At 52.6% G+C, this 14426-nt stretch carries 14 protein-coding genes; 7 read left to right on the forward strand and 7 right to left on the reverse strand.

Features of this window, described 5'->3' with window-relative positions; translation table 11 throughout:
• Nucleotides 1-60 precede the first annotated feature (60 nt).
• Entirely contained in the window at nt 61-852 is a 792-nt protein-coding gene (kdgR, locus tag ACX1CU_RS12650) for a DNA-binding transcriptional regulator KdgR (RefSeq protein ID WP_459398667.1), read from the reverse strand.
• A gap of 231 nt (nt 853-1083) precedes the next feature.
• On the opposite strand from kdgR, the gene ACX1CU_RS12655 reads away from it, so the two are divergent.
• The gene (locus ACX1CU_RS12655; protein WP_459398668.1) at nt 1084-2490 is read left to right on the forward strand and encodes an MFS transporter; all 1407 of its coding nucleotides are present in this window, start codon (nt 1084-1086) and stop codon (nt 2488-2490) included.
• Between the two features lie 202 nt (nt 2491-2692).
• On the opposite strand, the gene htpX is transcribed toward ACX1CU_RS12655, so the two are convergent.
• The 4 genes from htpX to ACX1CU_RS12675 form a co-directional block, all read right to left on the reverse strand.
• Complete coding sequence (htpX, locus tag ACX1CU_RS12660; protein ID WP_459398669.1) at nt 2693-3571, reverse strand: protease HtpX; 879 nt, start codon at nt 3569-3571, stop codon at nt 2693-2695.
• Nucleotides 3572-3846: 275 nt separating this feature from the next.
• A complete protein-coding gene (gene prc, locus ACX1CU_RS12665; RefSeq protein WP_459398670.1) occupies nt 3847-5895 on the reverse strand; it encodes a carboxy terminal-processing peptidase in 2049 nt (682 codons plus the stop codon).
• Nucleotides 5896-5914: 19 nt separating this feature from the next.
• Nucleotides 5915-6625, reverse strand: coding sequence for an RNA chaperone ProQ (gene proQ, locus ACX1CU_RS12670; protein ID WP_459398671.1), 711 nt, complete (start codon nt 6623-6625; stop codon nt 5915-5917).
• A 95-nt stretch (nt 6626-6720) separates the two neighbouring features.
• Complete coding sequence (locus ACX1CU_RS12675; RefSeq protein ID WP_459398672.1) at nt 6721-7218, reverse strand: GAF domain-containing protein; 498 nt, start codon at nt 7216-7218, stop codon at nt 6721-6723.
• Nucleotides 7219-7547: 329 nt separating this feature from the next.
• Between ACX1CU_RS12675 and ACX1CU_RS12680 the strand changes: the two genes are divergently transcribed.
• The gene (locus ACX1CU_RS12680) at nt 7548-7796 is read left to right on the forward strand and encodes a DUF1480 family protein (protein ID WP_459398673.1); all 249 of its coding nucleotides are present in this window, start codon (nt 7548-7550) and stop codon (nt 7794-7796) included.
• A 72-nt stretch (nt 7797-7868) separates the two neighbouring features.
• On the opposite strand, the gene ACX1CU_RS12685 is transcribed toward ACX1CU_RS12680, so the two are convergent.
• Nucleotides 7869-8255 (reverse strand): ASCH domain-containing protein, encoded by a 387-nt coding sequence (locus tag ACX1CU_RS12685; RefSeq protein WP_459398674.1) that lies wholly within the window; start codon nt 8253-8255, stop codon nt 7869-7871.
• Between the two features lie 325 nt (nt 8256-8580).
• On the opposite strand from ACX1CU_RS12685, the gene yniD reads away from it, so the two are divergent.
• On the forward strand, nt 8581-8688 hold the full coding sequence (gene yniD / locus ACX1CU_RS12690) for a small membrane protein YniD (RefSeq protein ID WP_459398675.1): 108 nt from the start codon (nt 8581-8583) through the stop codon (nt 8686-8688).
• A 29-nt stretch (nt 8689-8717) separates the two neighbouring features.
• On the opposite strand, the gene ACX1CU_RS12695 is transcribed toward yniD, so the two are convergent.
• On the reverse strand, nt 8718-8873 hold the full coding sequence (locus ACX1CU_RS12695) for a hypothetical protein (protein WP_459398676.1): 156 nt from the start codon (nt 8871-8873) through the stop codon (nt 8718-8720).
• Between the two features lie 170 nt (nt 8874-9043).
• Here ACX1CU_RS12695 and ACX1CU_RS12700 point away from each other — a divergent pair, with 170 nt between their 5' ends.
• From ACX1CU_RS12700 to ACX1CU_RS12715, 4 genes are all read left to right on the forward strand, one after another.
• Complete coding sequence (locus ACX1CU_RS12700) at nt 9044-9253, forward strand: hypothetical protein (protein WP_459398677.1); 210 nt, start codon at nt 9044-9046, stop codon at nt 9251-9253.
• A 556-nt stretch (nt 9254-9809) separates the two neighbouring features.
• Nucleotides 9810-11426, forward strand: a complete 1617-nt coding sequence (pckA, locus tag ACX1CU_RS12705) for a phosphoenolpyruvate carboxykinase (ATP) (protein ID WP_459398678.1) — start codon at nt 9810-9812, stop codon at nt 11424-11426.
• Nucleotides 11427-11702: 276 nt separating this feature from the next.
• Nucleotides 11703-12962, forward strand: a complete 1260-nt coding sequence (locus ACX1CU_RS12710) for an oligosaccharide MFS transporter (RefSeq protein ID WP_459398679.1) — start codon at nt 11703-11705, stop codon at nt 12960-12962.
• A complete protein-coding gene (locus ACX1CU_RS12715) occupies nt 12959-14401 on the forward strand; it encodes a glycoside hydrolase family 32 protein (RefSeq protein ID WP_459398680.1) in 1443 nt (480 codons plus the stop codon). The genes ACX1CU_RS12710 and ACX1CU_RS12715 overlap by 4 nt, the downstream gene beginning before the upstream one ends.
• The last annotated feature ends 25 nt before the right edge of the window (nt 14402-14426 follow it).

Raw genomic sequence — 14426 nt, forward strand, 5'->3', positions numbered from 1 at the left:
AAAACCGGCGCCAATAATAAATGCGCCGGTTTTTTTATTGTAGTGATACGGGGTAAGCGATTAAAACGGGTAGTCGTGATACCCCATCTGCTCTGAAATCAGACGAGCAGCAGTGTGCAACTGTGCCACATAGCCATCTTTGGCTTCTTCAGAGAAACGGATAGTTGGGAAGGAAATACTCAAGCCAGCGATCACCACGCCAAAGCGGTCAAACACCGGAACCCCGATGCAACGCAGCCCTTCTTCCTGCTCCTCAATATCTTCACCAAAACCCTGCTCGCGCACTTTATCCAACAGCGGCAGCAACGCCTTAGCACTGACGATGGTATGAGGAGTACTGCGGGTAAACTCGACGTGAGAGAGGATCTCTTCAACTTCACCGCGATCGCGCCATGCCAACAGCACTTTACCAATGGCGGTACTGTGCAGAGGGTTACGACGACCAATGCGCGAATACATACGCAGGTTATACATTGAGTCAATTTTATGGACATAGACAATGCTGTCTTCATCCAACGCACCCAGGTGAATAGTTTCGCGAGTCTGGTTCGACAACTCACGCATCTGGATATCGGCACTGCGGATCAGATCGACGTTCTGCAACGATTTGGCCCCCAGCTCAAATAATTTCAGGGTGAGAGAATACTTCTCAGATTCCCCTTCCTGAGCGACATACCCCAACGACTTCATCGTCTGTAGGAAACGATAAACGGTGCTTTTGGACATCATTACCCGTTGAGAAAGTTCGGTTATACCGATTTCGCGTTCGTCGCCCAATGCCTGCAAGATGCCAAACACTTTCAGCACTGATGAGACCGAATCCGGTTGCTTGTCTAGATCTGCGTTAGCCATGGTCAATACCTTACTCACCTGTTTTTGTTTTAGGAAATTTGAACAAGAGTTTCAGTATAATCGGAACATTTCACCCCGCGCAATGAAAGTTGCGGAATAATGACCAGCAATGAAGCAATTAGCGACACACTTCTCACCACTTTTTACACTTACCAAGGAAAACGGTGGGTGCATTCAGCAGCAAATATGATTAGCATGTTAATACTCCCCCTGTTTATAAATATACTGACTATGACGCGTTCTTGTTCCGACGGCCTCCCCGTCCCACAACGGTATGGCGCGATCCTTGCCATTGCATTAGGTATTACCGTTTCCGTGCTCGACGGCACGATCGCCAACGTCGCCCTGCCGACGATTGCCCGCGATCTGCAAGCCAGCCCAGCCAGCTCGATTTGGGTAGTGAACGCCTATCAACTGGCCGTTGTTATCTCATTACTGTCGCTGGCTTCGCTCGGCGATCTGATTGGTTATCGCCGTATCTATCTGGCCGGTTTGCTGGTCTTCAGCATAACTTCACTGTTCTGTGCCCTGTCTGATTCGCTGGTCACGCTGACGATTGCCCGCGTGCTACAGGGCTTTGGCGCAGCGGCAATTATGAGTGTCAATACGGCGCTCATCCGTATTATCTATCCACAACGCTTTCTTGGCCGTGGTATCGCCATCAATTCACTGATTGTGGCTTTTTCTTCCGCTGCTGGCCCGACGATAGCTGCTGCCATTCTGTCTGTCGCCTCATGGCAGTGGCTGTTTGCCATCAACCTGCCAATAGGCATTGTTGCCCTGCTATTGGGGATGAAATTCCTACCGGCAAACAGCCAGAAAAACAGTAACCAGAGCTTTGATCCTGTCAGCGCGGTTATGAACGCCCTGACCTTTGGCCTGCTGATTACCGCCGTCAGCGGATTTGCCCAAGGGCAGAGCCTGCTGCTGATCGCCGGTGAAGTTGCGGCACTCTTGGTGATTGGCTACTTCTTTGTGCGCCGCCAGTTAAACCAGGAATCCCCGCTGTTACCCGTGGATTTGCTGCGCATACCTATCTTCGCGCTGTCGATGGGCACCTCTATTTGCTCTTTTACCGCACAAATGCTGGCGATGGTATCGCTGCCGTTCTTCCTGCAAGGCGCGCTGGGCCGTGATGAAGTCGCTACCGGCCTGCTGTTAACGCCCTGGCCACTGGCGATCATCGTGGTCGCACCGATTGCAGGCCGTCTGGTAGAGCATATTCACGCCGGATTATTGGGGGGTATTGGCCTGGCGACCTTCGCTCTCGGCCTGTTCCTGCTGGCGATGCTGCCACAAGACCCAACGGATCTGGATATCATCTGGCGCATGGTACTTTGCGGCATCGGGTTCGGGTTGTTCCAATCCCCCAATAACCACACCATCATTTCCGCCGCGCCGCGCCATCGTAGCGGCGGTGCCAGTGGCATGCTCGGTACTGCGCGCCTGCTGGGGCAAACCTCCGGTGCGGCACTGGTTGCCCTGATGTTCAACCTGTTCCACAGCAACGCCACTCACGCCTCGCTGGTGCTTGCAGGAGCCTTCGCCAGTGTGGCGGCAATAGTCAGTTGCCTACGCATCACTCAGCCCCGTTCTGCGCCACCAGCGCGCAGCAATGAACCCAACTCACCGACATAAAAAAACCCGGCAAGCCGGGGTTGGGGTTCAGACTGCTGACAAAGCCAAGATATTAGGGAGAGCGTGCCGAAGGGGTCGTAGCGGCGTAAGCCGCCGGAGCGCCCCCTCGGTGCTCTAGGCCCGAGTATCTCGGGCTTAAGAACCACTTTGCCATCAACCCCGGTTTGCCGGGGTTTTTACTCTCTGCTGATTCTGCTGATAATTACTTCAGGTATTGGCCGGAACGCAGCGCTTCAATGCGCTTGTCCAACGGCGGGTGAGACATAAACAGCTCGCTGAACGACTTGGATTTGCCGTTGATGCAGAACGCCATCATGCTGCCCGTTTCCTGAGGTTCGTAGCTGGTTTTCAAGCGTTGCAGTGCGGCAATCATCTTCTCACGACCTACCAGTTTGGCAGAACCGGCATCAGCATGAAACTCACGGTGACGCGAGAACCACATAGTGATGATGCTAGCAAGAATACCAAAGACCAGTTCAAGCACCATCGAAACACCGAAGTAAATCATCGGGTTGCCATTGCCTTCACCTTCACCATCGCGGTTACCCAGGAAGCCAGCGGCCACCTGCGCAATCAGGCGCGAAATAAAGATCACAAAAGTGTTCACCACCCCTTGGATCAGGGTCATGGTCACCATGTCACCATTAGCAACGTGGCTGATTTCGTGCGCAATAACCGCTTCTGCCTCATCACGGCTCATGCTTTGCAGCAGGCCGGTGCTGACGGCCACCAGTGAAGCATCACGACGTGCGCCGGTGGCAAAGGCATTGATATCCGGGGCATGGTAGATCGCCACCTGCGGCATGGCGATGCCAGCCTGCTGTGACTGACGACGTACCGTTTCCAGCAACCAGTTTTCAGTTTCGTTACGCGGCTGTGTAATCACCTCTCCACCGACAGAGCGCAGCGCCATCCATTTAGACATCAGCAGTGAAACAAACGCACCACCAAAGCCGAACAGACCGGCCATAATCATCAGGCCCTGAACGCTACTGGATCGGATTCCTGTCAGGCTGAGCACCAGCCCGAAAACCAACATCACCGCCAGGTTGGTAAGCAGGAACAGAGCTATACGCATCATAGAATGTTTACTTCCTCATAAATGTTAATAAAACGCCGCCTCAGATACTCTGATCGTATGGGCATGCGTCACAGTTTCAAGAGTTATGCGCCATTAACCTACTAAAAATACGAAACTTTACAAAAACGGCACTCAATAGCGATTTTGTAAATTGTAAACGATTGTTGCGTAAAAGTGTGAGACTTTATAGCAATAATAAAGATGGATTGTGCCACTACGCTGCAATAAAAAACGCACCCTAGTGCGGGTGCGTTTTCAACTCAGAATCCAGCAGATTACTTGGCAGGTGCCGCTTGCTGCGATGGCTGCTGTTTTTCGAAATTGGCAAGATCCAGAGCGATCCTGACCGTCTCATCCAGATACGGATCCGGATCTTTGTAATCCTTCGGCAGATCATCAAGGGATTTCAACGGCTTTTTCCCCTCAAGCTGCAAACGCTCATTAACCCGTTTTAAGCGCGTCGCATCATCGTCATGGTTCTCTTTCTCGCGCGTGGCCAGATTGAGGGAAACGATGTTTTTCTTAGCCTTCAATGCCTTGTAATGAGCAATGTCTTGCGCGATGTACTGGAACTCCGGATCCTTGGCAATGCGCTGTTCGTGATCTTTCAACAGTTGCGGTTCGAATGGCTTCATATCCCCCGTCTTGGCGTAGGTAGCTGCGTTGATGCTATCCCACGGCATGGCGTTGTCTTCAAAGCTTTCACCGGTTTCTGCCGGATCGATACCGGTTGGCATCAGGATGTCCGGCGTTACACCTTTACGTTGAGTACTGCCGCCATCAACACGGTAGAACTTCTGAATGGTGTACTGCACGGAGCCCAGCGCTGGCCACTCAGGGCGCAACATCTGATCGTAAATCCGGTTCAACGAGCGATATTGCTGCACGGTACCTTTACCGAAGGTAGGCTCACCCACGACCAAGGCACGGCCATAGTCCTGCATTGCCGCAGCGAAAATCTCAGACGCCGAAGCGCTGAAACGGTCAACCAGCACCACCAGCGGGCCTTTGTAGTAAATCACGCCATCGGCATCCGCATCTTCACGGATTTTGCCGTTGTTATCACGCACTTGCACTACTGGGCCGCTCGGGATAAACAGGCCGGAAAGCGAGACCGCTTCCGTCAGCGCACCGCCGCCGTTGGTACGTAGATCAATGATCAGGCTATCAACGTTCAGCTTGGCCATTTTCTGCAACTGGACTTTGACATCATCGGTCAAACCCACATAGAAGCCAGGAATGTCCATCACCGCGACTTTCTGGTTGCCAACGGTTTTGATGGTCATTTTCACCGCGCGGTCCTCCAGGCGGATGCGCTCACGGGTCAGCGTCACCACCCGGGTTTTGGTGCCCTTGCCTGCTGGCAGGATCTCCAGACGCACCTTGCTGCCCTTCGGCCCTTTAATCAGGGAAACCACGTCGTCCAGACGCCAACCGATCACATCCACCATCGGTTTACCCGCCTGACCAACGCCGACAATGCGGTCACCCACGGTGATCGCTTTGCTCTTCGCCGCCGGGCCACCCGGCACCATGGAGTTGATTAACGTGTAGTCGTCATCCATCTGCAGCACCGCACCGATACCTTCGAGCGACAGGCTCATTTCGGTATTAAACTGCTCGGTATTGCGTGGCGACAGGTAGTTGGTATGCGGATCGATTTCGTGGGCGAAGGCCGTCATAACCAGCGTGAAAACGTCTTCGCTGTTGCTTTGCGTCAGACGTTTGATTGCGAACTGGTAGCGCTTGGTCAGCGTGTCACGGATTTCTTTTTCGGTTTTGCCGGTCAGCTTCAGGTTGAGTTGGTCATATTTGACCTTGGCATCCCACAGGCGATCCAGCTCCGCTCTGTCTTTTGGCCACGGCGCTTTACTGCGGTCGATATCAATAGTGTCATTGCCGGTGAAATTCATCGGCTTTTCCAGCAGCGACAGCGCATACTGGTAGCGTTCAAACCGGCGTTTCTGCGCCAGGTTAAATAACGCGTAAGGCGTATCCAGCTTGCCAGATTTCAGCTCTTCACCCAGCGTATTGCGTTTGTCGGCAAACTGCGCGACATCGGAAGCCAGCAATACGTTATGGCTGTAATCCAGCATATTCAGGAAGCGATCGAAAATCTTGCCTGAAAAGTCCGCATCTAGGGCAAACTGGCGATAATGAGAGCGAGTGAAGCGCGAAGTAACGCGCTCACTCACGGTAGCATGTTGCGGTTCCTGCACGAGCTGCGGCAGTTGGTCGATGCGGATGTTGGCTGTATCCGCTCCGTAACTGACACCCGCCCACAGCAGAGCAACGACTGCTGTTAATCTGACAAATTTGTTCATGCCTTGGTTGGCCTCCGTATCAGAACTGCAAGTGTTCTGCGCGCACAATCATCGCCAGACCGGAGGAGAGCTGCACACGTACGCCATCTTTAGCGATTTCGAGTACGGTTGCATCCATCGCACTCTGCCCTGCTCTGACTTTGATTTCTTGGCCAATTTGCAGTTTAGAGATATCGGTGACTGGCACATGACGCGGCTGGCTTTCCTCTTTAACTGCACGAGGTTCACGAGCTGGCTGTGGGCGAGTTTGTGGGCGCGGCTTGCGGTTCTCTGGCGCGGCTCCGCCTTCACGACGTACAGCGGGCTTTTTGCCAGCAGGACGCGGACGACGAGGTTCAGCGGTAGCAGATTCACCGGCGGCTTCACGTTTTTTGGCGTTTTGCTCAGCACGCTGAGCCTGAACGCGCGCTTTGGCCTCTTCAAGCTGCTGGCGGGCATGATCGACATGCTGCTGCTCTAACTCACCGCACGGATTACCGTCAAGGTCAACGCGCTGTGCGCCGACTTTAACGCCGTACAGGTAACGCCAGCTTGAAGTATACAGGCGCAGGGCAGAACGCAACTGCGTTTTGCTGAGGCTTTCTTCCCCTTGCACACGTTCTACCAGATCCTGAAAAATACCGATTTTCAACGGGCGAGCTTCACCCTCGGCGCTAAAGCAGAGCGGGAAACGCTCGGCAAGAAAAGCAATGACTTCTTTACTAGAGTTCAACTTAGGTTGATTTTCCATGAAATTTCCTGATTACAACGGGTTGCCAACAAGCCGCAGGCATGAACAGGCGTCATTATAATGACGTCATCGCTAAATGCCACGTTAACCGTAGATCAACTTGCTGCTACAGTGACGTATTTCGCACAATTGCATGGTGCTAACTGCGCACAAAGCCCTGCCACCACCGCTTTCAGGCCAATTTCGTCCTGTTCATCGAAGCGTTGATAAACTGTGCTATCAATATCCAGAACGCCGATAATCTGACCATTGACTTCCAGCGGAAGCACAATTTCGGCATTGCTGGCTGCGTCACAGGCAATATGCCCCGGAAACGCATGGACGTCGCCGACACGTTGCACCCGATTTTCTGCCACTGCCGTGCCGCATACACCTTTCCCGATCGGAATACGCACGCAGGCAATTTTGCCCTGGAACGGACCGAGCACCAGTTGATTGCCATCCATCAGGTAGAAGCCCACCCAATTCACATCCGCCAGACGTTCATTGAGCAACGCACTGGCGTTGGACAAGGCGGCAATAAAATGGGTTTCCCCCTCAAGCAACGCACCCAAGTCACGTTTTAATTCCGCGTAGAATTGTTCTTTAGTCATTATTAACCGTTCACACTTTCAGAGAGCCGAAGCTTAACCCGTATAAAATAAGCATTAAATACCCATAGCCACAAGGTTAATCATCTGTAACTTCACAAAACCCTGCTTAATAGCGTCTGTTTACCACGTCAAACCCGTTTGACACCATTACTCCGCCTGGCCTGAACAGACATGGGCATCTCTCAAGACAACCTCAGCCTGGTGGTGGAATAGCAGACGTTGTCCCAGCTTGAGCTTTTTCGGTAGCTTTTTCTGTTCCATTGGCTATGCTGATACTGGCGACCTCAACTGGTCTTACCTCCTACCACCTGCTTGAACAAGGAGTTCCAATGGGCAAAACCGTTGTAAAGATAGGCAGTTTCGAGGTCGATGATGCACATTTGACGTCTGCGTCTGAACATGCCGAAGGAAAAGTCACTCTCGCCATTCCCTGTAAATCCGATCCCGATCTGTGTATGCAACTGGACGGCTGGGATGAACATACCAGTATCCCAGCCATGCTTGATGGCAAACAGTCCTTATTGTACAAACAGCATTACGATCGGCAGGCCGATGCCTGGGTAATGCGGCTGGAATAACCCTAACAAGCCAAAAAACGCGCGGTGTTCCGATTGGACACCGCGCGTTTTTTTATGCCGTATCGATCCCGCTTAAAACTTTTCGATCACCTTAAAGTGCATCAGCACCAGCGTCATATCCGGTGAGAACAGCTCGTACTCTTCAAAAAAGCGTTTATGCTCTTTGCGCCAGTAAGCCAGCGAACGATCGCCCTCACCTTCGGCCATCGCATGGGCTTCATTCACTTGATCATAAGTGCTCATCTCTACGGTGGTCAGCTCGATCGCACAGACCGGCTCATTCTTACCGTCAACCACCACAAAAACATCGCCAGGTTGTGGGATACCCTCGCCATCCAGACTAGAACAGGTGGCGGTTTTAACACCGTCCAAAACCCGTTTAGCCAAATCATCCGCCTGCTGTGCGGTATCACCGAACGCCCAACGTTCTATATCTTCATATTTTGCCGCAAATGCCATAGCTTTACCTTTATCGATTGAGTCACTGATGCACACAGGATAGTACACTTGCGCCTGCCGTATTGCACCGGGCAGGCGGAGCATCGCCCTGCGTTCCAAGCCCCTTTTTCGCGATTTTAGGGTAAAACCCTGTGCGTGGCAGGCGCCAGCAGGCATACTGTGGTTTAAAATCTACTCAATAGTCGCTAGGCAACCACATGAAGAAGTCAGAGAAGACCCCGATGACACCTTCAGCGATTTGCTGAAGATCGTGGCTTTTACCGCTATTGCGATCGTCGGCCTGGGCATTGGGTATCTCTGCCTCTAAAAGGATGAGGAAGCGAAATTGCCAACCAAACGTATGCGTGCCAAACATTGGAAAATGTTTGTGGTTCTGGTGTTGATCTGTCTGGCCTTGTTGTTACTGCGCTGGGCGGCTATCGCCTTCGGTTAATCAGCCCCCTTGCTGACAGCCTCAGTGGCTCACTTGGCCGGGCATTTTGCGGTTGGCTCCAGCAATTCCCGTAAGTAGGCAATACGCGCCTCGCCCTGCGGTAACCACAGGCGGCACCAGCGGTTCTGAACTTCTGCCCGCTTGCTGAGCCGATAATACTCTGCCAGTTGTTCAACCAATCGCATGATTTTGTCCTCCCGTTGTTTGACACCACCAGTATTGAATACAAAAACCAGAAGAAACACTGACGGATTATTCTTTATGCTTCCGGTTTTATTTTTTGTTCAACCTGACGGGTGGCGAAGCCGACAAGCAACTGCTACATTGACCAAAAATCACCCAGCCGAGGTTAACGATGAAGTTCTCGGAGCAGGAGATAAAGCCCATATGGGATGAGGTTGCCCGCTTGATTGGCGACAGCGTGATGCAGTTGCGCCATCGCGGCGAGGTTTTATCGGTAGATACGCTGGCCAAACATCTGACACAACAGTTAGCAGCCAGCCATGACGTTGAACGCCGGATCCTGATCGGTGCGGCGATCAATATGCTGAAAGATGGCAAGTGAATCGCCAACCTGATGGCCGGCGATTCGAAGAAAGCCCGAGGTATGCAAGCCCGGCCTCTCTCAGGGCGATACTCTGCACACGAAATCCGTCGACATTAATAGGATTTATCGGGAAATTACAGTTATTAACATGACTTATGCTAGATAAAAACACTCCGTAACGACAATACGTTTTTTATAGTTTACCCACTTTATTATTTACTCGATGAAAAAATGAACGACAACAAGTAATAAATTAAGATCGCTCATTTAAATAGTGAATATAATGAAACGCTATTTTAATAAAAACATCTAATTAAATCATAACAATACAATTTCACATATTGTCATATTAATTCAATATCCTCCCCTGCCTTCATATTTTCTTAATTAACTATCGCCAATGTCTGATTATTAAAATCATCAGGCGGACAGGCGATGTTATGCTATAGTAGCCGCTTGGTTAATAAATAGAGCCGGAACGGTAAAAGCTGAATCCGGTCAGCAGGAACCGATCCCCGTTTTAACGCGCGACACCGTAAAAACGGGGCAGAACATAGCCAATAAGGAAGTAGATATGTCTTCAACTGTTACCCCACAGACTCTCACTCGTTACGGTATTCATCACGCTAGCGAGATCGTTTATAACCCTAGCTATGAACAGCTGTTTGCCGAAGAAACCCGCACCGATTTGCCACCGTTGGAACGCGGTACGCTGACCCAGCTAGGCGCGGTCAACGTCGATACCGGCGAGTTCACCGGCCGTTCGCCAAAAGACAAATACATCGTGCGTGACGACACTACGCGCGATACCGTCTGGTGGTCCGACAGCGGTACCGGTAAAAACGATAATCAGCCGCTTTCGCCAGAGGTTTGGCAGCATCTGAAAACCCTGGTTGGCAATCAGCTTTCCAATAAGCGCCTGTTTGTCGTGGACGCTTTTTGCGGCGCCAACGCCGATACCCGGCTGAAAGTCCGTTTCATTACCGAGGTGGCTTGGCAGGCGCATTTCGTCAAGAATATGTTTATCCGCCCTACGGAGCAGGAGCTACAAAGTTTCGAACCCGACTTTGTGGTGATGAACGGCGCTAAATGCACGAATCCCGATTGGCAACAGCAGGGCATGCATTCAGAAAACTTTGTCGCCTTCAACCTGACCGAACGTATACAGTTGATCGGCGGTACCTGGTACGGCGGTGAAATGAAGAAAGGGTTGTTCTCTATCATGAACTACCTGCTGCCGTTAAAAGGCATCGCTTCCATGCACTGTTCGGCTAACGTGGGTGAGAAAGGCGATGTGGCGATCTTCTTCGGCCTGTCTGGCACCGGCAAAACCACGCTTTCCACCGATCCGAAGCGCCAACTGATTGGCGACGACGAACATGGTTGGGATGACGATGGGGTGTTCAACTTCGAAGGCGGTTGCTACGCCAAAACCATCAAACTTTCTGCTCAGGCCGAGCCAGAGATTTATCAGGCAATCCGCCGCGACGCGCTGTTGGAAAACGTTCAGGTGCTGGCAGATGGCAGTATCGATTTTGACGATGCCAGCAAGACCGAGAATACGCGCGTTTCCTACCCGATTTACCATATCGAAAATATCGTCAAGCCGGTTTCCAAAGCCGGGCACGCCAAGAAAATCATTTTCCTGACGGCGGATGCCTTTGGCGTACTGCCGCCGGTTTCACGCCTGACCGCGGAACAGACCCAATACCACTTCCTCTCTGGCTTCACCGCCAAACTGGCCGGTACCGAGCGGGGCATCACTACGCCTACCCCAACCTTCTCTGCCTGCTTCGGTGCCGCGTTTTTGGCATTGCACCCAACGCAATATGCTTCGGTGCTGGTGAAGCGCATGGAAGCGGCCGGGGCGCAGGCTTATCTGGTGAATACCGGCTGGAACGGTAGCGGCAAACGCATTTCGATCAAAGATACCCGCGGTATTATCGATGCCATCCTGAGTGGTGAGATCGAGCAGGCAGAAACCTTCACGCTGCCGATCTTCGATCTGGCCGTACCTATGGCACTGCCTGGCGTGGATCCGTCGATTCTCGATCCGCGTAAAACCTATGCCGACGAATCGCTGTGGCAAGAGAAAGCGCAGGATCTGGCGCAGCGCTTTATCGATAACTTCAGCAAGTATACCGTGACTGAAGCGGGTAAAAAGCTGGTGAGTGCTGGGCCTAAATTGTAATTCCGCCTAAAGAGTGCACTCTCTTGCACTCTTCTACGGATGCTTAATATCGGGGTTCTGTATGTTGAACCCCTTTTTATTTCAAAGCCGATAGCCCCGAGAGAATCCCCTCCACCTGCTGCTGCCATATTCAATTTTCACCCGTGACGCCGATCGCAAAGCATAAATGTTAACGTTAACTTTTGTGATTAACATCGCAATTAGATAGAGTGATGGCTTTATTTAGCCAAAAGTTAACGTTAACAATAAAGCACTCTCATCCATCAGGGTTTTCCCATGAACCGCGAAACCAAAAAATATTATGTGCTTCTAAGTGGCCTGCTGTTCTTTTTCTTCTTCACCTGGTCATCCAGTTTTTCACTGATTTCCATCTGGCTGAATCAAAAGATTGGCTTGAAAGGCGCTGAAACCGGCCTGATCTTCTCAGCCATCTCGCTAGTCGCCCTGTGCGCTCAGCCGCTGTACGGTTTTATTCAGGATAAACTCGGGCTACGCAAACATCTGCTGCAATTTCTCGGCTTGATGTTGCTGCTCACCGGGCCGTTCTTTATCTACGTTTATGCACCGCTGCTAAAAACCAATTTACTGCTTGGTGCACTGGTAGGTGGCATGTTTATCGGCGCCACCTTTTTCGCCGGGATCGGTGCACTGGAGTCCTACACCGAACGCGTCAGCCGTATTATCGGCTTTGAGTTTGGCCGCGCCCGCATGTGGGGTTCGCTTGGCTGGGCCTGTGCCACCTTCTTTGCCGGGTTTATCTTTAACATCAACCCCAACATCAATTTCTGGCTGGCGTCCGCCTCTGCCGTAATATTCCTACTGTTGCTGAGCCAGATACGCGAGTTGAAACCCAATGCCCTGTCTGGCTTGGAATTCGGTAAGCCGGAGAACCTGAAGCTACAGGATGCGCTGGCTTTGCTGCGCCTGCCGAGCTTTTGGGCGTTGGTGGTATTTGTGCTCGGCATCAGCGTTTACAACGTGTTTGACCAGCAGTTTTCCGTATATTTTGCCTCGCAGTTCCCAACCTCGCAGCAAGGCAATGAGATGTACGGCTTCCTCAACTCCCTGCAAGTATTCCTTGAAGCCGGTGGGATGTTCCTAGCCCCGTTGCTGGTGAACCGCATCGGGGCCAAGCAAGGGTTGTTGCTGGCCGGTGGCCTGATGGCGTTGCGTATGCTTGGTTCCGGCTTGGCGAGTGGTGCGCTGATGATTTCCGCCATGAAACTGCTGCACGCCGTTGAGTTGCCAATCCTGCTGATTGCCATTTTCAAATACATCGCCACCCGCTTCGATAGCCGCCTATCCTCCACCCTGTATCTGGTGGGTTTCCAGTTCGTTACGCAGGTGATGGCCAGCTTCTTGTCGCCGCTGGCTGGCTACGGCTACGACCATATCGGCTTTGCCCCCACCTACCTGCTGATGGGTTGTGCCGTCGCCAGTACCACTCTTATTTCCTGCTTCCTGCTGCGCGCTGAGCAGGCAAGCCAAGTACCCCAATTTCAACCTGTAATTAAATCAAGCGAGTCGATTCAATGAAAAAAGCCTTAGCTCAAGCCGATCACGCGATTGAGGCTCTGCGCGCACAGCGCCATGACGATTACTACCCACGCTTCCACCTGGCAGCGCTGGCTGGCTGGATCAACGATCCCAACGGACTGATCTGCATTAACGGGGTTTATCATGCGTTTTACCAACATCACCCTTACGATGAAAACTGGGGCCCTATGCACTGGGCACACGCTACCAGCAGCGATCTGGTGCACTGGCAGCATCAGCCTATCGCTTTAGCTCCGGGCGATGACTACGATCGGGACGGTTGTTTCTCCGGCTGTGCAGTTGATGATAATGGCGTACTGACGCTGATCTATACCGGCCACGTTTGGCTGGGCAAAACTGGCGACGACGACCAGGTGCGCGAAGTGCAATGCTTGGCCATCAGCCACGACGGCGTGAACTTTGTTAAACAGGGGCCAGTGTTGGCTCCGCCAGCAGGTATTCAGCACTTCCGCGATCCCAAAGTGTGGCGCGAAGCGGGCAGTTGGTGGATGGTGATCGGTGCTAAAGAGAACAACCTCGGGCAGGCCCGGCTATATCGTTCTTCCGACCTGCGTGACTGGCAGTTCGAACGCGTTCTCGCTCAGGCGCAAAATGCGACCCAGGGCTATATGTGGGAATGCCCGGACTTCTTCCCGCTGGGTGAACGGCAGGTATTGCTGTTCTCGCCACAGGGATTGGTTGCGCAAGGTTACCGCAACCGTAACCGTTTCCAGAGTGGTTACCTGCTGGGCAACTGGCAGCCGGGGCAGGATTTTACCGTCACCCAGCCTTTCTGTGAGCTGGATGCCGGGCATGATTTCTATGCGCCGCAGACCTTCACCGCCGCCGATGGCCGCCGTATGCTGTTTGCCTGGATGGATATGTGGGAATCCGCCATGCCCAGCAAAGCGCATGGTTGGGCCGGGGCATTGACCTTGCCGCGCGAACTGACGCTGGATGCTCAGGGTAAAGTGCTGATGAACCCAGCCCGCGAACTGGCCGCATTGCGTACCGAACCGCAACGCTTGGGTGCCATACAGTGCCACAACCAGCAACAGTTGTTGGGTAGCAACCTGCATGAACTGCTGCTGATTGTGGATATCAACGCCAGCGAGGCGGAACGCTATGGCATGGCCGTGGGCAAAGCCGCTCGCGTGTATGTTGATAATCAGGCCCGCCGCTTGGTTTTAGAGCGCTTTAGCCCTGAACCTGGCCTGTGCGGTTGCCGCAGCGTGCCGTTGCCGGAAGGCGATATGCTGACATTGCGGATTTTTGTTGACCGTTCTTCACTGGAAGTGTTTGTCAATCAGGGAGAAGCCTGCCTGACCAGCCGTATTTACCCTACGGATGGCGATCGTCATCTCAGCCTGTTCGCTGAGGCGGGCAGCGCGCAGTTTGTTGACGTGCAGGCATGGCAACTGGCCACCATTTGGCGGTAAAACCTCACCTGCTCCTGCCTGGCAG

Source organism: Serratia sp. D1N4 (assembly GCF_054552755.1).